Below are 25,537 nucleotides of genomic sequence, written 5' to 3'. Positions count from 1 at the left end.
TTTTTCGCTTGGATCAAAGGAGAAAATACTGTCATTTGATGATATGTTGGATCATAAAATTCTAATGGACTGAAAAAGGGGCCATTCTGGCCCCTTGTTTCGGTAGTAACCCCGATCAGCCGGGGAACTGCAGATCCTTCAGGCGCATCTGGCGCCGCACGATCTCCACGTCCTGCTTGTTGAGGGCAAAGGGGAAGGAGCGAATGTCCGAAGGCGAAGAATCGCCATAGGGACGATTGCAGGCGCTTACCTCTTCGTCGTCCTTGCCCGGGCAACCGGAGGTCTGGAACGGCTTGCCCGAGTCGATGATGTCCTCAAGCTCGGCTTGCGGGAAGCCAAAGTCCGCCACCCGGCCGTATTCGTCAAAGCTCATATCCTCAAAGCGACCACCGGCATAGTCGATGAGGAAGCGTCCGAGCTGTACCCGCCGCCACTGGTCCTGCGGCACCGGATCCCAGTCTTCCATCATCGAGCCCTTCTCCGGGAAGAAGGCAAACATGTGGTTGTGCCCGCCCATGTCCTTCATGCGTTGACAGACCTGCAGGATTTCCTGCTCGGTCTCGCCCATGCCACAGATCAGGTGGGCGCCGAACTTCTCTGGCCCATAGATCTCCGCTGCCCACTCGATCGTCTGCCAATATTTGTCCCAAGAGTGGGGGCTTTGCACTGTTTTACCGCGAGTACGCTCGAAAATCTCCGGCGTTACTGCATCCAGTGCCACGGTAAAGATATCCGCGCCCAATTCCTTCAGCGTGATGAGATCCTGCTTTTCCATGGTAGTGGGGTTGGAAAGAATGGATGCAGGAATATGTGGTGCCACTTCCATCCAGCGCTTGAGCACCACCTGGGTGTCGTAGTCGGAATCGGGATGGGTGATCATGCTGATGCACATGCGCTCAAACTGCCCCTTATCGCTGTTGGCGGCAATGCGCTCGAGCATCTCGTCCACCCGCACCGTCGGCCAATCAACGCGAATGAAGTTGCGATCGGCATAGTCCCGGCTCTCTTCCCGATGGCGCGCCAAGCCGCAATAGGTGCAATTGGCGCGACAACCCTCGGGATAGGTCATGAGCAGGTTCAAACAATGAGTGCAGCTGGTGCGGTGCATCACGCCAGGAATGAGTCCGAGAGTGATGGCTGCCGCCGTGCTCAACTGCACATAGTCGGGAGAACGCATGGCCGGCGTCTTGACAAAGTAGTCGGGCCGATAGAAGTTCAGGGGTTGATTGGTTTCCGGGGCTACCGCACTCATGTGAAATCCTCCTCGACAAGCCACCCTCAGGCGGCAAAATATTCCTCAAAAGCAATCCATCCAGACCGCATCACGCGATCCTCTTGTGCCGCCGGCTTGCGCCAGACCGTCTCCAGTTCGCGCCGCCGCTGCACGGCACGCTGGAGCGCCGGACCAAATTGGTCCGTCATATCCTCTGCGTACTCTTCCAAGGCACCCGCATCACCAGCCAACCAGGCGACCGTCGCCTGCCCGGCGGCTTCACCGCTGATGACTGCCGCAGGTATGCCGGCACCGGTGATGGGATGCGTCAGACCTGCAGCATCCCCCAGCAACAGGGCCCGTTCATGTACCATGGGGCGGATCCCCCCACTGGAATCGCGCCCCCCGTGCGTCCGAGGATCTCCGCCCCGACGATACCTCGCTCCTGCATCTGCCGATGTAACGTCTCCAAAGGCGCCTTGAGGTTGCTCTCGAAACGACGATCCGCCCCCAGACCCAAATTGGCAACCGGCCCGCGCGGAAAGAGCCAGGCGTAGCCGCCAGGGAAAGCATCGGACAGAAAAATATCGGTGTCGAAGTATTCCTGCAAAAGCGGCACCGTATATTGGCGGGTAAAAACCACCGGCTGATCCGGCACACCGAGAGCCGCCGCCACCGCGCTGTGGGGCCCGTCAGCGCCAAGAAGAAAACGTGGGCGCAGAGCGATGCTCTCCCCATCGCGTTGAATTTCGGCGATCTCGCCGTCCCACGAACGGAATTGCGTACGCCGCCAGATCGTTGCACCTGCCATTTCGGCGAGTTCTGCCAAGCCCTGATCGAAACGCGCGCGATCGATCATCAGACCGGGAAACGCGGAATGCTCCGCGGCCCCTGAGGGCAGAACGGTGAGCATTCCGCTTACTTCCTGCACCCGCGACAGCGTCTCATGCACCGTGCGCATGAGGGGATTGGGCACAAACTCGGCACATTGCACCGGGACACCAATCTCGCTGCGTTTGTCAACGGCGATGGTATGCAAGCCAGCGGTAGCGGTGATCCGCGCCGCCGCCGCGCCGCCCGGTCCCACACCGACCACGAGTACGTCACAGTCGATTACCCGCATGGCAATGCCTCGCGCACCACCTGGACAAAATCGCTGGGCTGCAGTCCCAACGCATCGACAGGGGTCTCGTGGTACCAACGTTCGACGATCTGTGGCAAGTCTTCAATATGGCTGTTACGCAAGGCAGCCTCCAAATCCAGGACCGCGCGGCGCGGTTGGACAAAGAAATCGCCACTAAAAGCAATTTGCCGAATCCGCTTACCACGCTCGTCCCAGAGCAGCTCACTGCGCAAGGTGCCACCCCTAGCCCGATGCACGGCCTGCAAGAGAGCTTGTTCACTGCGCGGGCGATCCTGCAGTTGCAGCCATTCCGGGTCGCGCACGGTGGCCAAGGCCGTGGGCAGATAGGTTGTCAGCGCTTCCGGTACGGGGGTCTCGCGCATGTCCCAAGCGAAGTGGGCGCGGAAACCGTCGACCAGCGCCTCTTTCACCTCTGGCTTGCCGGGCAGCCGCCCCAGTAAGGCATGTAGACTGGTCACCCGTTCCGCGACCGACTGTATCGCATGAGCATCCAGCTTTTCGACCGGGACACGCAGGATACGCAGCATCCGCGGAATATCCAAATCGATCAGGACGGTACCCTGAAAGAGCACTACCTGACCATCGATGATGCCGCCGGTGCCGGAAATTTTCCGCCCCTCCACTTCGATATCGTTGCGGGGACGGAACTGTGCATCGATGCCTAGCTGGCGCAGACCCAGGGCCGCGGCTTGGCAGATTTCCTGCGCCAAAAAGCTCATGTCTCCGGCAGGCAGCTCCTCGCGCCGACAGACCAGCTCCCAGCCAAGTTGCGTTTCATCGAAGATGATCGCTCCGCCGCCAGTCAGACGACGCTGTACCTGCACGCTCTCGCGAATGCAAAAGTCGAGATCGAGTTCCTGCCGGGGGGATTGATGATGCCCAAGTAAGGCACAGTCCCGGAAATGCAAAAAACGAAAGGTGGAACCTTGCATTCCATCGGCTACTGCAGCCATCAGGGCATGGTCAAAGGCCATGTTTTCGTCGGCATCACGCAGGCCAGTGTCGATCACTGCCCATTGCGTCTTGCCCCGCCCGTGTACTGCGCCGCGCTCACCCATCATCGCCTGCTTATGCGCTCAGGCGGTTACAACGATGGGGATATCCCGCAGCGCCGGGCGACGTTTCGGTGCAGCCGGAATATGGTCGAGCGGGATGGCCCCACTTTCCTCGCCGAGCGCGAGAACCTCTTCGCCGACGATCATCGAACAGCAGGATGGGGTAACGAAAACATCGCGATCCAGGTGTTTGGCCAAAGCCAGCATGCCATCAGAGGGGAAGGCAATACCGTTCAGCCCCGCCATCACCGCATAGCTGTCGGTTTCCATGCGATGCAGGCCACTGGGACGCGCACAGCCAAGCAATACCGGGGTATCCGGAAGGCTCGCACGCGCGTCCATAAAGAATTTACCGACCTCGTTGCTAGGTGGCGTGGCAAACGGTCGACTCTGACTGGCGTACTGCGACATGATCACTACCAGCACCAGAGCGCTAGGCAAATGACGCTGCACGATTTCGAGAGAGTTCCACTCGCCCAGCATCTCACCGTAATGGAGCCCAATGACGATATGCGGCACCACCTTCATCTTGGTAGCGACCAAGGCCTCCAGCGCGGCTTCGAAATCGTCAACACTGCGGCGCAAATGGTAGACCTGGGAAATGGTATCCTGGGCACCGATGACGTCCATCATTGCAACATCGACACCGGCATCCTCCATCCCGCGAGCAAACTCTGGGGTAGCGATACCCGTGTGCATGGCAATCTGCAGATTGGGATAGCGCGCCTTGATCTTGCTGACGGTCGGGAAGTAGGGCTCGTAATGAACCACGTTCTGATGGTCGGAACCACCCGATAACAATAATCCGCGTCCGCCATCCAGTACGATCTGATCGACTAGACGATCGAGCTCCTCGGGAGAGCGCACGGGGATCATCGGTTCGAGAATTTTAGCCTTGCAATGATCACATTGCAGCTTGCAATCACCACCGGTGATCGAAATGGCCGGAAAAGCATTTTTGCCACAACTGGTGGTGGACAGTTCGGAGGTTTCATGATGCCGAAAGGATGGAGTATAGAAGTTCATCCGTCCGACCTGACTGCCCGAGAGTCCCTGCCAACGCTCACGCATCGACGCAACCAGATTGGTATCGAGTTGCAAATCTTCAAGGGCCTCTACCCGGGAAACAGCGTCCAACCATGGATTCATGAGTTCGTCCGTCCTGCGTCAGCAAAAAGACTGCAGCGGCTACCGAGGCAGCCGCTGAGCGCTAGCGAGAAAAATCTTAGCAGCCGCCGAAACCGTCAGCGTTCATCTTCTCTTCAAATGCCGCCAAGGCATCAGCTCCGGTCTTGAGATCGGCGGAGTCGCCAGCAAAATCCGCCGGATTCAGCTTGGCGATCCAACCGCTGCCGTAGGGATCTTTATTGATCAAACCCGGATCTTTGGCAACCTCATCATTAGTTGCGGTGACCGTCCCACTTACCGGGCTCTTCAACGGACCCACCCATTTTCCAGACTCAACGGTGGCGGCCGATTTATCCTTCTTGATGTCCTTGCCCGCGGCCTTCGGGGTGTACGATACGATCTGACCCGCCAGAGCACAGGCGTACGAGGTCATACCGATGGTCACGCTGCCATCGTCTTCCTTGCGTAGCCATACGTTGTTTTCGACGTTGTACATCAGATCTTCAGGAATTTCACAACCACGAACAGTACCCATAATGCTCTCCTTCGGGTGTACGGAAAATTACAGTTAGAGATAAATCCCTTAAAAAAACAATAAGCGATCGACAGACAAAATCAGGTCGGCCAAATCCCCAGCTGAAGCTACGTGGTCGACCTCATCGATCAGGCCCGTCTCTTCCATGGCATAGCCGGGCAACGCGGGGCGACATACGTAGAGCTCCGCTCCGGCATTTTTGGCATCACGAATGAATTCGATGATGCGTTTGCCACCTTCCATGGCTGCCATGTTCTCGGCAACACCTTTCTCCATGAGCTTGACCGCCTCCATGGTGCAAAAAATCTTAACCTCTGCATCCATGGATGACAACAAGGAACCCAAATAAAAAGGCGTCGCACAACGATGCGCCGTGCTCGGTCCGCTGGTCATCACGATGACCACGGTCTTTTCTTCGTCGTCTTCCAGATAGTGACTGCTCATCTCATTCCCCGCTCACAGTGAATGTCGTCCCGCAGGCAGCGTGCCTTGTACATTTCAAAGGCGGCATCACCCGTTACCATATCCTTCAACGCGACTTCCAGACTCGCCACCGGACGCACGCGTGCGATCCAGGCCTCGTAGGGTTCGATGTTGAGTAGATTAGGGTCTTCCAGGACATCCTCGTTGGCAAGTTCGATCACACAGTCGAAAACATTGGGAACCGGCCCCGCCCATTTTCCACTTTCAATGGTGGCAACTGGCTTGCCAATGGGCCGCCGGGTACCGGGTCGGCGCACGCGCACATGTAGAATCTTGCCGGCAATGGACTGGGAAATATCGGTCATGCCCACCGTGAGCGTGCCATCATCCTCACGGCGCGCCCAGACCTGACTTTCCTTGTCATAGTAGAGCTCGGCGCGAAATTCACAGCCGTTACATTCCATGGCCTGTTCCTCGTTATCTGCTGCGACGAAAAAAAACGCCCCCGATTAGGGGGCGCATTTCGCAACTCGGTCAGACGATCCCTTTGGCGGCAAGAAGATCCATGGAGTCGCTGACGTTGTCGGGGATACCGACTTTCCGCGGCGAGAGTCCCATGGCCAAGCCGAGCAGCTGGGTGAAGTAGATGACCTTGACGTTCGATTTGATACCGAACTCCACTTCCGCACGCACCTGGTGCATTTCCAGACCGGAATGACAGGTCGGACATTCGGTGGCGATGACCTCGGCGCCAGCATCTTCAGCGGCCTGGAGGATGTTCAGGACCAGCTGCGTGGAGGTGTCGGAATCCGAGAGGGTGTGAGCGCCGCCACAGCACGCGGTCTTCAGCGGAAAATCGACGGCCACGGCGCCGGCGGCATTGAGCAGATCATCCATAAAGTGCGGGGCATAGGAAGATTCAGAACCCGGACCCTGATCCTTCTCTGGGAAAATCTGCCGCGGCCGGGTGTACATGCAGCCATAATAGTTGGCGATTTTCAGCCCGTTCAGGCTCTTCTTGACCCGACTCTTGATGCCCTCCGGCCCAATTTCTTCCATGAACCATTCCAGGGCGTGCAAGCTGCGCACGTCGCCGTCGTAGACCGGATCGCCAGACTTTTCGGCGAGCTCCTGAACCGTTTTCATCGTCTCTTCCGAGGTCGCACACTCATACTCGGTCTGCTTGAGATTGCGATAGCAACCATTACAGGGGGCCATAACGGTGTCACAACCCTGGAGTTTGCTGGCGATTGCCAGATTCCGCGCCGACATGTAGGTCTGCAGCATGGGGTGAATGTTTTTGACCTCCATGGCTCCGCAGCAGTTGTAATCCTCAAGATTTTCCATCTCGAGACCCAACTCTTTCACCAATACGCGAGTGGACTTGTCGTACGGCCCGCCAGAGCCCTCCAGGGCACAGCCGGGATAATAAGCAACCTTAGCCATGATGCGCGGCCTCCTTCTGCGTCTTCACATACTCCGCAAGCACTTCGCCAGTACGGCCCCAGGACTTGGTCTTGGGGCGAAACACAACGTTCAGGCCCATCTTGGCCAACTGACCCAGGGGCATGTGCTTGCTGAGATTCTTACCAAAATTGATGATCCAGGTCTGCACGAGTGGCTGGCCGGAACGCTTGAAGAAGCCCATCATGACTTCCGTGTCCTCAATGCGGCCGAACTCCAGACATTGATGAGTAAATTCCTCATCAAAGTGAGTGGATGGGGTCTTTGGCGTGTAGCCATTCTCTTCCAGCCAGTGTGCGGTGGCCTTCATCACGCCTTCGGGGCGGACGTCCTTGGGGCAAATGTTGGTGCATTTGTTGCAGGACACGCATTGCCAAATGATGTCTTTATCCTTCATCAGCTCGGCCTTCAGACCCAGGCGAATCAGGTAAATCCAGTAGCGCGGGTTGAAGTCCACATTCTGCGCATACATGGTGCAGGAATTGGTGCAGGAACCACACTGCCAACAACGATGCACGTTCTCGCCACCGCCGTAGCTCTGAATGATCTTTTCGAAATCCGGCTCGTAATCCACCAGGGTACGAGGGGAGATCATGGTATTCCAAGATCCCGACACATCCACACCATCCACGACCAAATGATCATGTTGGAGAATGCGATCGGGATCGATCAGTGTCTTCTCATGAATAGCCATAACCAGGAACTCCTAAATTTGGAAAACTAGTGAACGTCTTTGCCTTTGATCCGTGAGCCGCCCATGCGCCGCTGCGTTTCGACTCCCAGCAACTTATGAATCTGCTCGATGAAATCCGATTGCCCGCCAAAATCCGAGCGCAGGAACCCTTCTGCCATGGCCCGCAAATATTGTGAGTATTGATATGCCAGCAACACATCGATGAGGTAGGGGAGATCGCGATACACTCCAAGCTCGGACAGCCCTTGCCGCATCCACTCCCGCACACCCTCAAACATCTCCGGGCTCTCCCCTAGGGGAAAGTCGGTGATGTAGTCACCGCCACGTACGAACTCGCGTACCGCTCCAGAGCTCGTGCCTTGGTCCCAGACCCAACGGGTCATAAGCGGATACACTTCTGGATTGGAGAAGTGCAACAGTTCCGCCGCCAAGTCTCGCAGGGCCCTCTGCGCTTTGCCCTGCGCAGGTATGGCTTCTTGGAAACGTTGCATGCGTTGCGGCAAATCTCCGTGACCACTGAGCAGGTCAGCGATCGCGGAGCGCAAGGCCGACGCTCCGTAGGCCTCCAGGGTTGGCCAAAGCTTTCGCCGCGCAGTGAACATTCGCTCCACCAAGGAACGCATTCCGTCCTCATCCAACCCCTTGTCAATATCCGAAAGAATGGACTGAAATACTGCCCCCTTCTCTTCCAGCATGGCAATGAGATCAGACAAACCTTGCTGCCCTTCGAGGGCCTCCTCAAGCTCGTAGAACGACTTCTTGAGCAGGCCGATATCCAGGTCGATGGGCAACTTGGCCGGCGTAACGGACTCTTGCATCAGGATCAAACGGCGACTTTCTGTGCCGAGAAGAGATCCGCTACCGCACGGGAACCAGCCGACTGGCCTTGGGCGATCGAGGTATCGATGTCTTCCGGGCCGGTAGAGGCGCCGCAAGTGTAAATACCCTTCCGCGTAGTCCCCTGACTGTTGGTGTACTGCTCGGCCTTGTCGATGAAACCGTGTTTTTCCAAACCGATACCAAAGGTTTTGGCGATTTCGGGGTTCAGTGCATTCGGATCCATGCCAATAGCATGTACGACGATGTCCATCGGGATCACGATCGGACGCTTGACCAAGGTATCTTCGCCTTTTACCAAGAGGCGGCCATCAGGAGACTTGGTCACCTCGGCAATACGCGCCTTGACGAACTTGGTCTTGTACTCTTCCTGGCTCTTCCAGTAGAACTTGTCTTCGTAGAGCCCGAAGGTCCGGATATCCATGTAGTAAATGAACACGTCGGTGCTCGGAGAGATCTCTTTGATCTCCATGGCCAAGTTCGCAGAAACTGTGCAGCAGATCTTGGAGCACCACTCGCGGCCAATCTGCCGGTCACGGGAACCGACGCAGAGTAAAATGGCAACACGCTCCGGCACACGACCATCAGACGGACATTGAATCTTGCCAGTAGCAACCATCTGCTCCATCTGCGAGGTGGTCAACACGTCTTCATAAGTACCGAATCCCCACTCAGGCTTGTTGATAGAGTCGAAGTGGGTAAATCCGGTAGCGAGGACGATACTGCCGGCCTCGACCTTTTTACCGTTGCTCAGGGTGGCAGTAAAATTGCCAGCTTCGCCATCCAGCTGGGTGACCTTGGTAGACTTGTGAATGCTGACGTTGCCGTCCCCTTCTACCCGACTCACCATACGGCCGATGGCATCTTTGGCCCACTCGCCCGAGGGAACCAACTTGGCATACCCCGAGATGATCGGGGCACCGCCAAGAATGTCTTCCTTCTCGACGATGACTGCTTTCTTGCCCATGGCTGCCACGGTGGCCGCCGCGGAAAGGCCCGCCGGGCCCGCACCTACTACTAGAACCGTATCTTGTGCACTCACTGATCGTTCTCCTCAAGCACCCGTCTTCATATTGATTTGCTGATTGGTAGCGAGTTCGGGGTTGTAGAGGTACTCCACATTCCCTTGCTCGACCTGCTTCAGGTATTCCTGGAAATCGGCCTTGGCCTTATCCCAGCTGATGCCCATCTTCTCCACCAGATCCTCGCAGGGGGAGGCGTGCCACTGCAGCTGCACGATCTTGAACGGATCGGCACCACAGGCCAAGGCCGCCAACTGCACGTCGGCAATGATCGGCACGGAATAGTTCATGTCGTGCGCCTTGCCGATCCACTGGTTCTTGTCCATGGTGGTGATGCAGCCGGTGTCGATGCCGATCATCACATCCGCCTTGGCTTCTTCCCGCGCGACCTTGATCTTGCGGTTCATGGTGAAGCTGCGGGTGAACTCGCGCTCGGAGATGATGTGGCGGAAACCAAAGCCGCAGCAGTCATACCAGGTGGAGTAGTCGATGACCTGCGCCCCCAGGGCCTGGGCCACCGAAGTACCCACCGCCGTGCGGTTGCCACCGAGAACCGTGTTGTCATACACCGCATCCTCGGCCACCATCTTGTAGTAGTGGCAGGCAGCGTGCACGGTGACGCGGATGTTGCTCATGTCGATGGTCTGCAATTCGCTGGCGATGCGGTTGCGCATCACGTGCAGCCACTCGCTGTAGTGCACCACTTCTTCGGGAATGACGATCTTGCCATCTACCAGACGCCCGAGCTTGCCGAGGATCTTCTTGACCTTTTCGCGCAGTTCGGCAGATTCGATCAGGTACTTGCGAATCTCCTTGTAGTTGCCGAAGGAGGTGCCACAGTGTACCAGGGGGTAGAAGTGGCCATTCTCGAAGCCGTGCTGTTTGCCGGAGACGTAGGCCTGGTGGAAGTTGCGCAGGAATACGGCGGCCAGGGATTCGACGTTGCCGATGCCGGAGCCATGATAGTTCCAGGCGGTGCAGGAGGTCTGGTCGGTCTCGTCGAGGTAGTCGATACCGAACTTGTTCATGAACCACATGAGGCTGGTGGGATAGCCGGGGATGTTGCCGCACTGCCCGCAGCTCTTGTGATGCCAGAGCTGGTTGGTGGGCACCCGCTTCTTCCAGCCGAAGAGGGTTTCGACCTCGATCGGCTTGTGATCATCGGTGATGCGATGGACGATGATCTCGCCCTCTCTCTCCAACTCCCACATGTGCTCGCGGATGTCGTCCATGCGCTCGCCCAGATCCACCGAGCGCCGGTCAACATGGTTGCGCACCCACGCCGTCGCCGCTTCGGCTTCCTCGGCTTTCAGATTGGTGTCCTGAAAAAAGGCACCGTGCCCGGCTACCCCTTGCTGCGTCGTGTTTTCACTCATTTTCGTCACCCCTTACTCGTCGCCATGGCTTTCGAGCCAGTCTTCGTAGTCCTCGCGCTTCTCATCGATGAAATCCTCGATCACGTCAAAGAGATTTTCATCCATGGTTTCCAAGGACTTGAGCACGCCAGTCATTTCCCAAATGGTGTACATTTCCACAGAAGTTTTGAGGGAGACTTCCCACGCAGTTTCAACGGTCTGCAGGGTGCGCACCGGAATCGCCTTGCGCAACACGCGAAGGTCACCCTCCACCTTCTGAATATTTGGACCCCAGTCCGGGAAGTGATCCGGCTGGATCATATCCGGGGACAGCTGGTTACCGGTGGTGATGAGCTTGAGCATCACGCGCCCGAAGGGCCGCAATACGTCCTTCGCAGACTGCATACCATGGCGAATGGAAACTTCGCGCATGATCATCACCAAGCCACCAGGAGAGTTTTTGAAGGGGCAACGCGCGGCGCAGGTCATGCATTGCGCGCAAGCCCAGATCTTCTCCTGCATGGCGTCATAGATCTGTTCCACGTTTTCCGTCCACAAGAGCTGGACGATCTCCCGCGGGCTGTAATCGTAAAACTGTGCCGACGGACAGGTGGCGGTGCAGATACCGCAGTTTAGACAACCATTGAGTTCGTGATCGTACCGGAAGTCGGCACGAATCTCGTCGAACATCTCTTTCATTTCAGCGTAAGTCGCCATTTACTTGCTCCTCACTAGCAGTAGTAAGCCGATATCTGTCTGACCGCCACACCCCTGATCCGTTCCGATCAGATGAACAAGGTGATGTCGGACTCGCCCGCAAACTCAAAGAACGCAGCAGCACCGCCCAACTCGATGCCGTCGATGAAATCGGCCGTATCAAACTCGAAGAGATCCACCGTCATTTGGCAGGCAATCATGCGCACTTCCGCCTCGACGCACAATTCACGCAATTCTTCGAGGCTTGCCACACCCTTGGCCTTCATCTTGCTCTTCATCATGGAGGTTGCCATACCTTCCATTCCGGGCAAGACCATCATCAAGGTCGGCATGGGCACCGGCATCGGCATGGCCGGGTTCCCGAGCGGGCTAACCCGCAGATGCCCAAGATCTTTCTTCAGTAACTGCAGGCCATAGAAGGTGAAGAAGATTTCTACATTGTAACCCAGGGCCGCAGCGGTAGAGGCCAAGATGAAGGGCGGATACCCCCAGTCCAGCGTACCTTTGGTAGCGACAATCGCCAGCTTTTTTTCATCCATGATTCACTCCTCGAGGGCACCAGAGATCAAATCGCTGGTGCCACAGGCTCATCAGGCCTTTTGAATGAAGAATACGAACTCGCCGCCGGCTTCCGCCTGATCGAGCAGAGGATTCTTGGTCTGCTTGGAGAACGCCTCAAAGTCCTTCACTGCACCGGGATCGGTAGCGACGATTTTCAGGACTTGTCCGGCACTCATCTCTCCCAGGGCCTTCTTGGTGCGCAGGATGGGCAGCGGGCAATTCAGTCCACGGGCATCCAGCAGTTTGTCTTCTTGTACCATTGCAACCTCCACTCTCAAGTCAAACAACAGCGTACGAATGTATCAGGATTTGCCTGCCAAGCAAGGCAAAGATTTTAATTTGTTGATTAGTTCGGCATATTTCAGCATATTCTTATACGCCGGACTAGACAATGGGGTAAGAGCGGTTGGCCCAGCCCGAAATCCCACCTCGCAGATTGTACACCTCCGAGAAGCCTTGTGCGGCCGCGAACGCGCAAGCCTGCGACGAGCGCCCCCACTCAGACAATAGAATACCAAGGGCTTCTCTTTGTCGATCTCGGCCATACTCATCGGCAACAGATGCAGGGGAATGTGTTTTGCGCCACTGATCATCCCGCGGGCAACCTCCGCCGGTGAGCGCACGTCAATCAGAGTGAAGGCCTGCGCCTTCTCCTGCATCTCCTTCAACTGCTCGGCGGTCACTTCTTTGAAACCATACATGATCTTCGGTCCACTCCACAAATCGCATCCGCTAATGGTAACACCTCTGTCGATCAGAATTCTAATCTATCTCAGCCCCCAAGACGCATCATAAATATCTTTGAAGAGCGGTTGCGATCCCGATCGAAGACATGCCGTTCGGGCTTTTCTTGCCAGATACCCTGTGCGATCGCCTTGCCAAGTTCGGCCATATCGATGCCAGAGCGGAGCAAGGGACGCAACTCCATACCCGCCTCCTGACCAAGGCAAAAAACGAGACGACCGGTTGCGGTCAGACGCACCCGATTGCATGTTGCGCAAAAATTGTCGCTGATGGGAGTGATGAAACCAATGCTACCGTGTCCGCCGGCCAGGGTGTACCGCCTTGCCGGACCTTGGTCGCGACTATTCGCAAGCGGCAAAAGCGCCCCGAACTCCCTCTCAATCATCGCCCGTGCCTCACTGGCAGAGAGATAGTCCTGGTCCTGACTGCCGCTACCCGCACTACCCAACGGCATGGTTTCGATGAAGCGAATCTCCAAACCACGGGCGACCGCATAATCGACCAAAGACGCCAGTTCCAAGCCGTTGACACTGCGCAGCAAAACCGTATTGATCTTGATGCGGGGTATGCCAGCCGCACGCGCGGCATCAATGCCGCGGAGCACACGCGGCAACACCCCTCCCCGGGTTATCTGTTGGAATTTTTCGGGGTCGAGGGAATCCAGACTGACATTGAGGCTGTTGAGACCCGCCTGAGCAAGGGGCTCGGCCAAGCGATCAAGCAGATAGCCATTACTACTGAGACTGATTTTGCCGATACCCAACTTTTTGGCAAAACCAACGTGGCCAAGGAGCTGTGGATGAATAAGAGGCTCGCCCCCGGTGAAGCGCAGATGTTGCAGACCCAGGGCCTGAAAGCTGCGTAGGACGAGGTGGATCTCATCAGGACGCAAGTGGTCTTCGCGTGCGAAGTACGGCGTACCCTCCGCTGGACTACAGTACTGACAGCGAAAGTTACAGTGTTCGGTGAGGGATAGCCGCAGGTAGGTGATGCGTCGGCCAAACTGATCCCAGAGCCCCTCTCCCAGACCAGTCACCTCGTCGGGAGAGGAGATGATGCTGGCGGACTCAGCAGCGCTGACGACCATGATACAGGTTCACCACGTGTTGTGCCTCGACAAAGAACAGCCAGCGCTCCACACCCAATCCAAACACGATGGACACCGCAGCGATGACCGCCGCAACGGCAGACTGATCCGCCACCGCAAAGGCCAGTCCAATGATCGGCACGATGACTGCGAAGAAATACATCATCAGCTTGATACCGCGTGCCTTGTCTCGTGCCAGAGTGTGGCCAAACTCCTCCGTCAGGAAGGTACCGAAAGTATGCCCTTGATCCAGAATACGGACCGTAAAGCGATTGAAACCCGTTGCCGTGCGAATCGTTGGCCCGGACGGACGCGCAATCCAGAAGTAGTAGATTGCCTTCATTACCGCTACAGCGGCAATCAGAGCGATGGCAATCCCAACGAAAACGCCGGCGTCGTCGCCAGTGGAGACACGAATGGCAGCGAGAAGCGTCGCTCCGATGGCCAGTCCCATAGCGTAGAAATTGGCCGGTACCAGAGCCGTATTCCACTGCCGAATGGTGCGTAGAACGGCGTAGATCATGCCTTGACAGAAGATGGTGATGAGCCCGATCAGCCCCGCCAGACTGGCCAGAATCAAACCTATCGTCGCATCCGGAGCGCCCGAAACAAAGGTCCAAACCAAGTAGGCGAAAGCAAAGGGATAATAGGCGACGGCAAAGATGCCTTCGCGTGCCAACCAGGAAGTACGCCAGCGGGTAAAGGCTCGCCACGCATTTTTCGGATTGGCGAGATGCGCCGTTGAAGACAGCATGCCAATGGTGACAAAGATCAAAGACAAAATCACCGCGGCAAGGGTTTGCACGGGACTTAGCCCACCGTCGATATGGAGATCGTTGACGATGGCGATGAGCGCCATCAGACCAAATCCGCCGCCAGAAAAAAGGGTGAGAAATATGACTGCCAGTGCCGCGTGCATAACGTCTCCTTAGCGCTCCACCACACGATTGACCCACTCCTTGACCTTCGCGCCAGCCTTCTTTTTCAAACCCTCCGTAGGGATAGGAGCGTGTACGCGCGGCGGCAGATAATGATTGCTCGGGTCATAATTCAATTCCGGCATGAGCTGGTAGCCACCGCGCTCGCGCACGGCGCGACTGACTGGACTCTCCGGATCGTCGAAATCACCGAACATGCGCGCATGCGCCGGACAGGTCAGCACGCAGGCCGGCTGACGCTCTTCTTCGGGGATTTCCATGTCGTAAATGCGGTCGATGCAGAGGGTGCACTTCTTCATCGTGCCGGAGACCCGATCCAGCTCGCGGGCGCCGTACGGACAGGCCCAGGAGCAGTAATTACAGCCCATGCACTTGCTTTGATCGACGAGAACGATGCCATCCTCTGGGCGCTTGTGGCTCGCACCGGTGGGACAGACGGTGACGCATTCCGCATTTTCACAATGCATGCAGGACATCGGAAAATTGACCGTCTTATTGTAGGGATATTCGCCAATTTCATAGTGCCGGATGCGGTTGAACCAGACCCCGGACGGCTTGGCGCCGTACGGATTATAGTCAGTCAACGGCGCCGTGGTACCGCTGGTATTCCATTCCTTACAGGCAACCGCACAGGCATGACAGCCAACACAGGTGTCCAGATCAATGACTAATCCAAGTCTCATATCGCGCTCCTTGCCTACTCAGGACTTGAGATTGACGGGCTCGTGGGTGTGATACCGCAGCACGTCGGGTGCGGGAGTGTCGCCGGGTAGCGGTTTCATGGTCGGGAAAGTAGGCCAGGTGCCCTCTTCGCCCGGCGCCGCCGGATAAATTTTGACCATCAGATCATACCACGCCGCTTGACCGGTGATCGGATCGGAGTTGGTCAGTCGCCGCTCCCCCTGTTTGGGGGGTAGCAATTCCGAAATCAGGTGGTTCATCAGGAAGCCACGAGTGGCCTCGGCGGCGTCAGGCTTGAGACCCCAGGCCCCAGACTGCTTGCCGATGGCATTCCAGGTCCAGACAGTGTCTTCCTGACAGCCTTCGATCAGCTTCACTTGAACGCGGATCTTGCCATTGTGACTCTCGACCCAGACCCAGCTCTTATCCCGAATGCCCATCTGCTCGCCGCGCTGCCGGTTCATGTACAGATAATTCTGCGCGATGATCTGACGCAACCAGGCATTCTGGCTATCCCAGGAGTGATACATCATCATGGGACGCTGATTGACGGCAAAGAAGGGATACTCCTTCTTGTCGATACGCTGCTGCTCCAAGGGCTCATAGAAGTCCGGCAACGGATCGAAATAGGTGGCCAGACGTTCGCGATCGACGGGATCCTTGGGCATCGGACCGTCGTAGAGTCCCTGCCCCGCCAGGCGGAAGCGTTGGAAAGCCTCAGAATACAATTCGATGACGATGGGGTCGGCCGTAGGATTGAATCCCACCCGCTGCGCCAATTCCAGATATTCCTTGTTCGCAAAGCGATAGAAGCGCTGCGACTTGGGCAGATGATACTGGAAAAACCCCTGATTTTCGATGTAGCGATCCCACTGGTTGGGGTTCGGAGCGCCACGCAGGTGCGTCTCACCATCCTTGCCTCGCCAACCTGCCAGAAAGCCGATCCCCGGAGCACGCTCGAAATTGGCGATGAAATCCTTATAGCCACTGAATTTCGGCGTGCCATCTTCCTTGGTGAAGGCCGGGAACTTGAGCCGTCCTGCCAATTCAACCATGACGTCCTGCCAAGGCCGCACATTACGATCGGGCTTAAGGATCGGATGGCGGATGGAATCACAGATAGCGTCCGGCTCGGAGATGGGACGATCGAGCAGAGAAATCGAATCGTAGCGCTCCAAGTACGTGGTATCGGGCAGGACCAGATCGCCAAAATTCACCATCTCCGAATGGAAGGCATCGATGACCACCAGAAAGGGAATCTTGTACTCGCCATTCTCGTCCTTGGCTTTCAGCATCTCCTGCACATTGGCGGTGTTCATGGTGGAGTTCCAACTCATGTTCGCCATGAAGAAGATCAGGGTATCGATGCCATAAGGATCTTTGTTGACCGCGTTGGTGATCACCATGTGCATCAGACCGTGGTTGGCAATCGGCGCCTCCCAGGAATAGGCCTTGTCGATCCGCTTCGGGTTGCCATTCTCGTCGATGACCAGGTCCTCGGGCGCGGTCGGGAAACCCAGCGGCAAGGACTTGAGCGGCGTGTTGGGCGCACTGTGCTGCGCCGGCTTGTTTGGCGGCGGCACCGGCTTGGGGTACGGCGCCTTGGCGCGAAACCCTCCGGGGCAGTCAATGGTACCCAAAAGAATCTGCACCAGATGGATGGCACGCGCTGCCTGCATACCGTTGGAGTGAGCAGAGATGCCGCGCATGGCGTGCATGGACACCGGTCGCCCGATGAACTTATCGTGCTTGCGGCCGGCCCAGTCGGTCCACTCGACTTCGATCTCGATGCTTTCCTTGAACGCAACATGGGCCATTTCCAGGGCCAGGCGCTCGATGGTTTCGGCAGGGATGCCGGTGATCTTGCTGGCGTTGGCCGGGCTATAGCGGTCGTCCAGGTAGCGCTCGGCGAGGATCGACATGACGGTGCGCACGGGCCGACCATCGGGGGTCTGGAATTCACCAAACAAAGCCGCCTTGACACCTGGCTGCATACCATTGACGTAGGCCTGCTGTTCGAGATCCCAGACCAGGGGATGCCCCTCGGCATCGCGCCAAATCAGGCCGTCGCCCTTCTGGCCGGGGGTATTCACTACCAGGAAGGGAGCGTTGGTATAGCGCAACAAAAAGTCCCAATCGAACTGCTCGTTCTGCAGAAGAACATGCACCATGGACAACGCAAACATGCCGTCCGTGCCCGGACGGATGGGCACCCACTCGTCGGCAATGGCCTGATAACCAGTGCGCGCCGGATTGACGCCCACGAACTTACCACCGTTACGCTTGAGCTTTTCCAGACCAATCTTCATCGGATTGGAGGAGTGATCCTCAGCGACACCCAAAGCATGAAATATTTGGTTCGATCCCAGTCCGGGTCACCAAACTCCCAGAAGGCATGTCCAAGCATGTACAGGCCGGCAGTGGCCATATTGACGGAGCAGAAGCCGCCATGCGCGGACCAGTTCAGGGTGCCAAACTGCTGCGCCCAGAGCCCAGTCAGCGCCTGCATCTGGTCACGACCGGTGAAGTAGGCCAGTTTGTCCGGGTCCGTAGCGCGAATGTGCTCAAGGCGCTTGGTCAGGATATCGAGGGCCTCATCCCAGGAAATCTCCTCGAACTCGCCGGCACCACGCTCGGTGCCCGGCTTGCGTCGCAAGGGATTGCGCAGCTTGCCCGGGGAATACTGTTTCATAATCCCCGCCGAGCCCTTGGCGCAGAGCACCCCTGGTTGATCGGATGATTGCGGTTACCCTGGATGAAACGCACCTTGTTGTCTTCTACGGTGACCTTGATACCGCAGCGACAGGCGCACATGTAGCAGGTGCTGTACTTGATTTCCTGCTTCTTGTGATCCTCGAACTCCATGACCGTAGCCATCGCCTGACCTCACTGAAATTTTGAACGGACCCACCGGAAAGGTAGGGGGAGAATGGTCGCCGAGCCATGGCGATAAAGCAACTCAGCTTTTTTGATTTTGTAATAAGGGAGGCTTATTTGCCTGGAGTGTCCAAAGTGGATAAGTTCATCTTGTCCTGAAACTTGTGGAGACCAGAGATGAATCGTAGCGACTTCAAGGAACATACCCGGATTACCGTCACTTGGAAAGACAAGGAAGGCAAGTTGCGCCCCGGCAATTTCTATGTCTATGCCCTATTGAAGGACGCTATGATCGTCCGTGCCACCGACAAAGACGGACTGCTACGCAAGCTGCCTTTCTCCGATGTGCTGCGGATCGTCAAGTGCCAGGAGGTGGCGCCGCAGGATCGCTACATGATCCCGGATGAAATTCTGAAAGAGAGCAACTGGAAGGACCGCGACGTGATGATGCGGTACAGCTCCTCTCCGCACCGCGGCAAATAATAGCCAATACCACAACGGAGGGCGCTGCAATTATGCCCCTCCCCGTTTCATTGATCAGAGCTTGGATTGCGTTCCCAGACGCCAGATTTGCCTCCCTCCTTACGCAACAGACAGATCTCCGTCATCATCATGCTCCGGTCGACGGCCTTGCACATGTCGTAAATGGTCAGCAAGGCGACACTCACTGCGGTCAGCGCTTCCATCTCCACGCCGGTCTGGCCCTGGCAGCGCGCCTCAGCTTCGCAGCGTACCTCGCTCGAGTCGGCATCGAGCCGAAAGCGAATTTCGACGCCAGTCAAGAACAATGGGTGTGCCAAAGGGATCAATTCAGATGTGCGTTTGCTGGCCTGAATCGCGGCAATTCGCGCCACCGCCAGCACATCTCCCTTGTGCATGTCTCCGGCTCGGATACGTGCGAGGGTTGCTGGGGCCATACGAATGGCGCCGCCCGCCAGGGCGCGCCGCAAGGTGACCGGCTTGGCACCGACCTCCACCATCTGCGCCTCTCCCTGCTGCGTAAAATGCGTTAGAGGTTTTTCCTGCATTGGATATTGGCACTCCTTTTGCTTAGCCTAGCCCATCGTCTGATCACTGGTTTCCCATGCGTTCGCGACTCTTCTTTCTCGGCATCTGCCTGAACTTGCTGCTCTGGCCACTGCAGGGCCAGGCCGAACTGCGCTTCTTGCTGCCACCGGTGAGCAGCCCGGCGGTCATGTTTGCGGCTTTTGAGCCTCTCGCGACACACCTGCAAAAAACCCTTGGCGATCCGATTCGACTCAGCTTTAGTGCGGATCTGCACCAATTCTACCTGAAAGCAAGAGAAAAACGAGCGCAAATCGTTTTACTCTGCCCAATTGCCTACCTGAAGATCGCGCACAGCAATCCGTATATCCCTCTCGCAGGTTTGGTTCCTCCACCCGGTGGCAACGAGAGTGTGATCGTCGTCCGTAACGACAGCCCCATCCAAACGGTCCTGCAATTACGCGGAAAATCCTTCATTTTAGGAAACCCCGCCTGTGCGGCGTCGGCGCTGGTGCCTCTTTCTCTGCTGGATGCTGCCGGCATCAAACGACAAGAGCTCAGCGAATTGGGGCAAGGTGGCAGCGATAGCAATGCATTGATGGATGTCGCTGCGCGCTTCTATGACGCGACTGCCGTTGCCGAAAACATTGCTGAACCGTACCTGCGTGCAGGCACCCTGCGAGTGATAGCCCGCAGTACCGTCGGGCCTGGCGATCTCATCGCCGCATCGGAGAGCGTCCCTGCGCCGCAGCGAGCGGCAATCCGTCGGGCCTTGCTCGATCTCGCGCAGCAGGACCCCAAGGCGATGGCGGCGATCCATGCGCTGGCAACCCACTTCACCCCCGTCCCCCCAGGCACTTATGGACCATTACGCAGTCTATATGCCGATCTCTATGGCGAAGAACTGACCCCGAAGTTGCAACGCCCGCGTTGGCGCCTGGGTATTCCGCCCGCGTTTTCCCCCCTGACCGCAGCACGCCTGTTCCAACCCTTGCGCCTGGCCCTGGAAAAGGCAACCGGCAAGGCCATCGAAATTGCGCTGCCGCGTAACGAACGCCAATATCTACAGCAAGTTCGAGCGGGGAAATACCAGTTTGCGCTCTTGAGCCCGCTAATGACGCAAGCGGCGCGGGGGAAGTGCGGCGACTGGCAACGCTGATTCCGAATGCTGGCTCCTCGGGACTGGCGCTGGTACGCATTGCGGGTGTCCAGGCACCACTGACGCAATGGCGGATTGCCTATGGCAGTCCCTACTGCAGCGCCAAAGACCTGATCGCCGACGAGGTCACCCGCCTTGCGGCCGGCAAACCGATCCGCTGGTGGCCGGTGGATTCGGAACGCGGAGTATTCACCGCGCTCGGCAGCGGCAAGGCAAATTTGGGGGTGGTGCGCAGCGCGACGGTAGACAGTCTCACTGCTGCCATGCCGCATACTTGGCAAATCGTCGCCCGCACCGGTCCCGCGCCGGCCTGGGACCTCGTCGCCAGCCCCGCCATTACCCGCGAACAGGGCGCGCAAGTTCGCGACGATTTGGCTACACTCCCGAAACAGGCCTTGACGGCCGCAGGCTTCCGGGAGATCACTGCTCAGCCATGAACCTCGCCCACCCCATCTGTACGCCAAGCCCGCTTTGACACCGTCGGTTCCGCACCTCTGGCAACGCCTGACTTGGCGTAGCAAGAGCATGGCCCTGGTCGTGCTTCTCATCGCAATGATTTATCTGCTGATCGCCACATTTCTCTATACCTCCGTGCGCGCCGACCTCACCAGCCAGGTACAGACGGAAATCCGCCATTTCACCGACAGCATTGCCAGCTCGGCAGCCAACCCACTGCTCCTCAAGGATGCGGGACAGCTTGCGCAACTCGCGAATAGTGGGAACTCTCTGGTGTCTGCAGTGCTGATCGTCGATCGCTCCAACACCGTGGTTGCCAGCACGGATCTCGCCCAGGTAGGTACGCAGATACCGACTGCGGCGGCCAGAATGCTGCCCCGGAAATATGGCTACTCCGCCGCTATCATTGCTGGTAATCAGCGCCTGGGTACGGTATGGCTGCGCAGCGCCACACCAGAAATCGATAGACTCATTGCGCGAAAGCTGGAACACACCACCAGTCGCCTACTGATTCTCGGCATCAGTACTGCCATCATCGGCCTCGTTGGTGCCTACCTGGTCAGCCTTGCCATCACTCGCCCCATATCGCGGCTCATGCGCGAAATGGAAGCCATGCAGCGGCAATTTGGCATACGCGTTGAACCGCAAGCGGCAGAGGCTGACGAATATCGTGACGAATTGCATCGCCTCGAACTCGCCTTTCGCTCCCTCGCGACACGGCTGCGGGAGCACCTGCTGGAGTTGCACAAACTCAATCAGCGGCAGCAGGCCATGCAGTGTATGGTGACCATCGGGCAGATGTCGTCGCAGGTCGCACATGAGATCCGCAATGCCTTGTCCTCCGTGCGCGGGGCGGCACGGTATCTCGTGCGCTACGACGATCGCGACAACCGGGAGGAGTTTTTACAGATCATTGAAGAAGAGGTGCAGCGCCTGTACGACATGACGCAGGGCTTTCTGGATTTTGGCCGTAGCTATGATGCCCGCGTCGAGACGCAGGAACTGTGCGCTTTTCTGCAGCGCTGCGTACAACGACATGTAACGGATTTCGACGCCCGCTCGATTCGCGTAACCCTGGAATGCAATCCCGGTCTACTGGCGAGCTTCGATGCCTCTTTGCTCGGGCAAGCCATCAGCAACCTCTTGCTCAATGCCTGTGATGCAGTACCTGCCCAGGAGGGTCGCATTCTGCTGCGGGCCACCGCCCTTGCGGATAGTGTCGAGATCAGCGTGCAGGACAATGGACCGGGAATACCTCCGGCGCAATGGACAGAGGTTTTCAAGCCTTATGTCACCAGCAAAACCAAGGGGAGTGGACTTGGTCTGGCGATTGTCGCCAAAATCATGATGGTCCACGAGGGTAGCGTTGAGTTGCGCCAGGCACAGGGGTATGGGGCCTGTTTCGTGCTCACGCTACCACTCGCGCACAGCAACCGGGCAGAGATCATCAACGAAGGCTGAGGAGCAGTATGGATACCCAAATTCTGATTGTGGAGGACGAGCGCAATCTGCGCCGCGTCCTGGCCGCCATCCTGGGCGCTGAGGGCTTCACCGTGCTCGAGGCAGAATCGGGCGAGGAGGCCCTCGAACTCCTGCAGCAACAAAGTCCCTCACTGATCCTTACGGATCAACGCTTACCGGGGATGCCCGGTATGGAACTTTTGCGTCGGGTAAAGATGCTGCTCCCCTCGATTCCGGTCATCGTCAGCACTGCCTATGGCGAGATCGATCAGGCAGTGGAGGCCATCAAGGAGGGGGCGGAGCATTATCTGACGAAACCCGTGGACGAGGGCGAGCTGCTGGCCTTGATCCGGCAGATCCTCGAACGCGGCGGCCGGAGCATCCCACCTCTGCGACAAACCCCTAAACGGCATGGATTGATCGGGGTCAGCCGGGCCATCACCCAGCTTCTAGAAACTATAGATCTCGTAGCGCCGGCACCTTCCAACGTCCTGATCAGTGGCGAATCCGGCACGGGCAAGGAACTGGTGGCCCGTGCTCTGCACGAGGCCTCTCCGCGTGCTGGAGAACCCTTCGTTGCCTTCAACTGCGGCGCCATTCCTCTAGAGCTGGTGGAGAGCGAAATTTTTGGCTATGAACGTGGCGCCTTCACCGGTGCGGTGCGCAGTCAAGCTGGAAAGCTGGAGACGGCGGCTGGCGGCACATTGTTCCTCGATGAAGTTGGCGACATGCCTTTACCGATGCAGGTCAAGCTCCTGCGCGCCCTGCAAGAAAGGGAATTCACGCGCCTCGGCACCCATCAACCGATCCGTCTGCAGGCACGTATCGTTGCTGCCACCCACTTAGATCTAAAACAGGCCATTCAGGAAGGACGTTTCCGAGAGGACCTGTACTACCGCCTGAACGTGATTCCACTGCATATTCCCCCGCTTCGCGAGCGACGTGCCGACATTGCTCCGTTGGTCAGCCATTTTCTCGAAAAAATCTGTCACGAGATCGGACGTCCACGAATAGAAATCGACAGCGATGCCCTCTCCGCCCTGGAGAGTTATTCCTGGCCGGGCAACATCCGACAATTGGAAAACCTTCTGGAACGCTGTGTCGTGCTCACTCGCCACAACAGCATCGGTCGGCGTGATCTGCCAGGAGAAATTCGCGAGCAGGCATCCAATAACGAAGGGCAGCCATCCAGCCCCTTCGATCTACCCGCCATCGAGCGGCAAACGGTACTCAGTGCGCTGGAAAAGACCCGTTTCAACCAAAGCCAGGCAGCGGTGCTACTGGGTATCAGCCGCAAACAGCTGCGTACCAAGATGAAGAACATGGGTCTGCTGGCCGACCAAGCAGAGGAAGAAGAGGGGTTTGATTAAAGACTAGGCGCTGCTGTGCCTTTCGGCACAGTGAAGCCCCGGCAATGGTCCGGGGCATTTTATTTGCTCCTGCGAACCGACCGGCGACCAGGCCATGGCTCCGGCACGCCCTGCTAAAGTAACAGGCTGATTTTACGAATTGTAAATGGCATTGTCGCGATCCTGTGGACGACCACGACGTGCGGTCCATTGAAAATCCATGTCCCCGCCATAGCTGGCACGAAACCTGCTGAGTGATAGCGCACCGGGCGAGAAACCGGGCAGCACCGTAGGAGTCATCATGAACGCTCACAGACGCACACGTGCGGGGATACTTACTGGACTGGCTGGCGCCCTGTTGTTGGTCGCTACTGCTGCCAGCGCTGCCCCGGCGGTCAATAACATTGAAGCTGGTCGCGCCTTGGCATTTAACCGGGCCAAGGGAAATTGCTTAGCCTGTCACGCCCTTCCCGGCGGCACGCAAGCGGGTGATGTTGGCCCGGCTCTGCCGATGAAAGGCGTGACCTTCCAGCAAATGTTCCAGACCAAGGAAAAGTTGGTCGCCTTTCTCTCTGATCCGGAAAAACTCTTTCCCTATGCCAACATGCCGGAATTTGGCAAGAACAAAGTCCTGACCCAGCAAGAGCTGGAACAGATTGCTGATTATCTCTGGTCCTTGAAATAAATCATCTGTTGAGGAGTATTTACATGAAGCAAATGCAACGTAGACAATTCCTCGGTACCGGCGTCACCGCCGCTGCCGTAGCTGCCGTCGCCGGTACTGGTCTTTTGCGTGCCGGCAACGCCTTCGCCGACAATGTCGCGGGCTGGCCTGCCAAGGCCTTCGACGCCAAAGTGCTTGATCAGGCAATGAGCGATTCGGTTGGCAAAACCAATGTACCTGTTTCTCCCAAGGTTTCGCTCAAGGCCCCGACGATCGCCGAAAATGGTGGCGCTGTGCCGGTCACGATCGAAGTCGACTCTCCCATGACGGCGGATGACTACATCAGCACGGTCTGGCTCTTTGTTGATCACAACCCCACCCCTCTGGCGAGCCAGTTCAATTTCACCCCAGCATGCGGCAAGGCCTACATTCAAGAGCGCATCAAGATGGCGAAGACCGACAACGTCAGGGTCGTCGCCAAAACCAACAAGGGGGAACTGATGGCCTCGGCACCCCGTGAAGTCAAAGTCACCATTGGCGGCTGCGGCGGCTGATTTTTTTAGATTTTCTTAAGGAGCAATATACCATGGCAGAAGCACTTGGCAATCCGATGATCCGCATGCCCGGTAGCGCAAAAAAGGGGGAGATCGTGGAGGTTCGTTCCCTGATCATGAACCCGATGACTACCGGTCTCCAGAAAGACAAAAAAACGGGCAAATTGATTCCTGCACATTTCATTCAGACGGTAACCGTCACCTTCAACGATAAACCGCTGTTGGACATCGACTGGAGTACCGCAGTCAGCGCCAATCCCTATCTGGCATTCAAAATGCGTGCGGAGGAAAGTGGTACCTTAAAAATGGTATGGAAAGACAATACCAATGGTAACTGGAGCGCGGACTCCAAAATTACCGTGAGTTAGGAACACGCTACAGCGCAGTGCATAGCGCACTGCGCCGATTTCCATA

The 25,537-nt window shown here is 57.2% G+C and carries 32 protein-coding genes; 8 read left to right on the top strand and 24 right to left on the bottom strand.

Annotated features, from left to right (window positions below; all coding sequences use genetic code 11):
* Positions 1-115 precede the first annotated feature (115 nt).
* From ORD17_RS08010 to ORD17_RS07900, 23 genes are all read right to left on the bottom strand, one after another.
* Complete coding sequence (locus tag ORD17_RS08010) at positions 116-1,252, bottom strand: radical SAM protein (protein ID WP_308387834.1); 1,137 nt, start codon at positions 1,250-1,252, stop codon at positions 116-118.
* A gap of 26 nt (positions 1,253-1,278) precedes the next feature.
* Entirely contained in the window at positions 1,279-1,587 is a 309-nt protein-coding gene (locus tag ORD17_RS08005) for a hypothetical protein (protein WP_308387833.1), read from the bottom strand.
* Positions 1,542-2,336, bottom strand: coding sequence for an FAD-dependent monooxygenase (locus ORD17_RS08000; protein WP_308387832.1), 795 nt, complete (start codon positions 2,334-2,336; stop codon positions 1,542-1,544). Before ORD17_RS08000 ends, ORD17_RS08005 begins: the two co-directional genes overlap by 46 nt.
* Positions 2,327-3,418: a lipoate--protein ligase family protein gene (locus ORD17_RS07995; RefSeq protein ID WP_308387831.1), complete on the bottom strand. Its 1,092-nt coding sequence runs from the start codon at positions 3,416-3,418 to the stop codon at positions 2,327-2,329. The genes ORD17_RS08000 and ORD17_RS07995 overlap by 10 nt, the downstream gene beginning before the upstream one ends.
* A gap of 15 nt (positions 3,419-3,433) precedes the next feature.
* Positions 3,434-4,561: a radical SAM protein gene (locus tag ORD17_RS07990; protein ID WP_308387830.1), complete on the bottom strand. Its 1,128-nt coding sequence runs from the start codon at positions 4,559-4,561 to the stop codon at positions 3,434-3,436.
* A gap of 76 nt (positions 4,562-4,637) precedes the next feature.
* Positions 4,638-5,075 carry a glycine cleavage system protein GcvH gene (locus tag ORD17_RS07985; RefSeq protein WP_308387829.1) on the bottom strand — a complete coding sequence of 146 codons (438 nt, stop codon included), beginning with the start codon at positions 5,073-5,075 and terminating at the stop codon, positions 4,638-4,640.
* Positions 5,076-5,123: 48 nt separating this feature from the next.
* Complete coding sequence (locus ORD17_RS07980) at positions 5,124-5,519, bottom strand: DsrE family protein (protein WP_215872341.1); 396 nt, start codon at positions 5,517-5,519, stop codon at positions 5,124-5,126.
* Positions 5,516-5,962, bottom strand: a complete 447-nt coding sequence (locus ORD17_RS07975; RefSeq protein WP_215872342.1) for a glycine cleavage system protein H — start codon at positions 5,960-5,962, stop codon at positions 5,516-5,518. Before ORD17_RS07975 ends, ORD17_RS07980 begins: the two co-directional genes overlap by 4 nt.
* 70 nt (positions 5,963-6,032) lie before the next feature.
* Positions 6,033-6,944: a CoB--CoM heterodisulfide reductase iron-sulfur subunit B family protein gene (locus tag ORD17_RS07970; RefSeq protein ID WP_308387828.1), complete on the bottom strand. Its 912-nt coding sequence runs from the start codon at positions 6,942-6,944 to the stop codon at positions 6,033-6,035.
* Positions 6,937-7,656, bottom strand: a complete 720-nt coding sequence (locus ORD17_RS07965) for a 4Fe-4S dicluster domain-containing protein (protein ID WP_308387827.1) — start codon at positions 7,654-7,656, stop codon at positions 6,937-6,939. Before ORD17_RS07965 ends, ORD17_RS07970 begins: the two co-directional genes overlap by 8 nt.
* Before the next feature lie 26 nt (positions 7,657-7,682).
* Positions 7,683-8,474 (bottom strand): hypothetical protein, encoded by a 792-nt coding sequence (locus tag ORD17_RS07960; RefSeq protein ID WP_308387826.1) that lies wholly within the window; start codon positions 8,472-8,474, stop codon positions 7,683-7,685.
* A gap of 5 nt (positions 8,475-8,479) precedes the next feature.
* Positions 8,480-9,535: an FAD-dependent oxidoreductase gene (locus ORD17_RS07955; protein ID WP_308387824.1), complete on the bottom strand. Its 1,056-nt coding sequence runs from the start codon at positions 9,533-9,535 to the stop codon at positions 8,480-8,482.
* Positions 9,536-9,547: 12 nt separating this feature from the next.
* Positions 9,548-10,891: a heterodisulfide reductase-related iron-sulfur binding cluster gene (locus ORD17_RS07950; RefSeq protein ID WP_308387822.1), complete on the bottom strand. Its 1,344-nt coding sequence runs from the start codon at positions 10,889-10,891 to the stop codon at positions 9,548-9,550.
* A 12-nt stretch (positions 10,892-10,903) separates the two neighbouring features.
* Positions 10,904-11,587, bottom strand: a complete 684-nt coding sequence (locus ORD17_RS07945) for a 4Fe-4S dicluster domain-containing protein (RefSeq protein ID WP_215872244.1) — start codon at positions 11,585-11,587, stop codon at positions 10,904-10,906.
* Between the two features lie 68 nt (positions 11,588-11,655).
* Positions 11,656-12,126 (bottom strand): DsrE/DsrF/DrsH-like family protein, encoded by a 471-nt coding sequence (locus tag ORD17_RS07940; protein WP_308387821.1) that lies wholly within the window; start codon positions 12,124-12,126, stop codon positions 11,656-11,658.
* Between the two features lie 51 nt (positions 12,127-12,177).
* On the bottom strand, positions 12,178-12,408 hold the full coding sequence (locus ORD17_RS07935) for a sulfurtransferase TusA family protein (protein WP_308387819.1): 231 nt from the start codon (positions 12,406-12,408) through the stop codon (positions 12,178-12,180).
* 42 nt (positions 12,409-12,450) lie between these two features.
* Positions 12,451-12,849, bottom strand: coding sequence for a rhodanese-like domain-containing protein (locus tag ORD17_RS07930; RefSeq protein ID WP_308387817.1), 399 nt, complete (start codon positions 12,847-12,849; stop codon positions 12,451-12,453).
* 71 nt (positions 12,850-12,920) lie between these two features.
* Positions 12,921-13,979 carry a GTP 3',8-cyclase MoaA gene (gene moaA / locus ORD17_RS07925; protein ID WP_308387816.1) on the bottom strand — a complete coding sequence of 353 codons (1,059 nt, stop codon included), beginning with the start codon at positions 13,977-13,979 and terminating at the stop codon, positions 12,921-12,923.
* Complete coding sequence (locus ORD17_RS07920) at positions 13,960-14,898, bottom strand: DmsC/YnfH family molybdoenzyme membrane anchor subunit (RefSeq protein WP_308387815.1); 939 nt, start codon at positions 14,896-14,898, stop codon at positions 13,960-13,962. Before ORD17_RS07920 ends, moaA begins: the two co-directional genes overlap by 20 nt.
* 9 nt (positions 14,899-14,907) lie before the next feature.
* Complete coding sequence (locus ORD17_RS07915; RefSeq protein ID WP_215872250.1) at positions 14,908-15,600, bottom strand: 4Fe-4S dicluster domain-containing protein; 693 nt, start codon at positions 15,598-15,600, stop codon at positions 14,908-14,910.
* A gap of 18 nt (positions 15,601-15,618) precedes the next feature.
* On the bottom strand, positions 15,619-17,907 hold the full coding sequence (locus ORD17_RS07910; protein ID WP_308387814.1) for a molybdopterin oxidoreductase family protein: 2,289 nt from the start codon (positions 17,905-17,907) through the stop codon (positions 15,619-15,621).
* Positions 17,904-18,290, bottom strand: a complete 387-nt coding sequence (locus ORD17_RS07905) for a molybdopterin-dependent oxidoreductase (RefSeq protein ID WP_308387813.1) — start codon at positions 18,288-18,290, stop codon at positions 17,904-17,906. The genes ORD17_RS07910 and ORD17_RS07905 overlap by 4 nt, the downstream gene beginning before the upstream one ends.
* On the bottom strand, positions 18,287-18,412 hold the full coding sequence (locus ORD17_RS07900) for a hypothetical protein (RefSeq protein WP_308390076.1): 126 nt from the start codon (positions 18,410-18,412) through the stop codon (positions 18,287-18,289). Before ORD17_RS07900 ends, ORD17_RS07905 begins: the two co-directional genes overlap by 4 nt.
* 240 nt (positions 18,413-18,652) lie before the next feature.
* Between ORD17_RS07900 and ORD17_RS07895 the strand changes: the two genes are divergently transcribed.
* On the top strand, positions 18,653-18,958 hold the full coding sequence (locus tag ORD17_RS07895) for a hypothetical protein (protein WP_308387812.1): 306 nt from the start codon (positions 18,653-18,655) through the stop codon (positions 18,956-18,958).
* Between the two features lie 47 nt (positions 18,959-19,005).
* Here ORD17_RS07895 and moaC read toward each other — a convergent pair whose 3' ends face one another.
* Entirely contained in the window at positions 19,006-19,503 is a 498-nt protein-coding gene (gene moaC, locus ORD17_RS07890; RefSeq protein WP_308387811.1) for a cyclic pyranopterin monophosphate synthase MoaC, read from the bottom strand.
* 56 nt (positions 19,504-19,559) lie between these two features.
* Between moaC and ORD17_RS07885 the strand changes: the two genes are divergently transcribed.
* From ORD17_RS07885 to soxZ, 7 genes are all read left to right on the top strand, one after another.
* Positions 19,560-20,639, top strand: a complete 1,080-nt coding sequence (locus ORD17_RS07885) for a PhnD/SsuA/transferrin family substrate-binding protein (protein WP_308387810.1) — start codon at positions 19,560-19,562, stop codon at positions 20,637-20,639.
* A complete protein-coding gene (locus ORD17_RS07880; RefSeq protein WP_308387808.1) occupies positions 20,618-21,076 on the top strand; it encodes a PhnD/SsuA/transferrin family substrate-binding protein in 459 nt (152 codons plus the stop codon). Before ORD17_RS07885 ends, ORD17_RS07880 begins: the two co-directional genes overlap by 22 nt.
* Positions 21,077-21,110: 34 nt before the next feature.
* A complete protein-coding gene (locus ORD17_RS07875; protein WP_308387807.1) occupies positions 21,111-22,556 on the top strand; it encodes a HAMP domain-containing sensor histidine kinase in 1,446 nt (481 codons plus the stop codon).
* Positions 22,557-22,564: 8 nt separating this feature from the next.
* A complete protein-coding gene (locus ORD17_RS07870; protein WP_308387806.1) occupies positions 22,565-23,926 on the top strand; it encodes a sigma-54 dependent transcriptional regulator in 1,362 nt (453 codons plus the stop codon).
* Between the two features lie 280 nt (positions 23,927-24,206).
* Complete coding sequence (gene soxX, locus ORD17_RS07865; RefSeq protein WP_308387805.1) at positions 24,207-24,590, top strand: sulfur oxidation c-type cytochrome SoxX; 384 nt, start codon at positions 24,207-24,209, stop codon at positions 24,588-24,590.
* Positions 24,591-24,613: 23 nt separating this feature from the next.
* The gene (gene soxY / locus ORD17_RS07860) at positions 24,614-25,123 is read left to right on the top strand and encodes a thiosulfate oxidation carrier protein SoxY (protein ID WP_308387803.1); all 510 of its coding nucleotides are present in this window, start codon (positions 24,614-24,616) and stop codon (positions 25,121-25,123) included.
* A 32-nt stretch (positions 25,124-25,155) separates the two neighbouring features.
* Positions 25,156-25,491, top strand: a complete 336-nt coding sequence (gene soxZ / locus ORD17_RS07855) for a thiosulfate oxidation carrier complex protein SoxZ (RefSeq protein WP_308387802.1) — start codon at positions 25,156-25,158, stop codon at positions 25,489-25,491.
* The last annotated feature ends 46 nt before the right edge of the window (positions 25,492-25,537 follow it).

It is taken from the genome of Acidithiobacillus sp. AMEEHan (assembly GCF_030996345.1).
Taxonomy (GTDB): domain Bacteria; phylum Pseudomonadota; class Gammaproteobacteria; order Acidithiobacillales; family Acidithiobacillaceae; genus Igneacidithiobacillus.
Note: the sequence above shows the minus strand (reverse complement) of the source record. Positions and strands in the feature narration are given on the sequence as shown.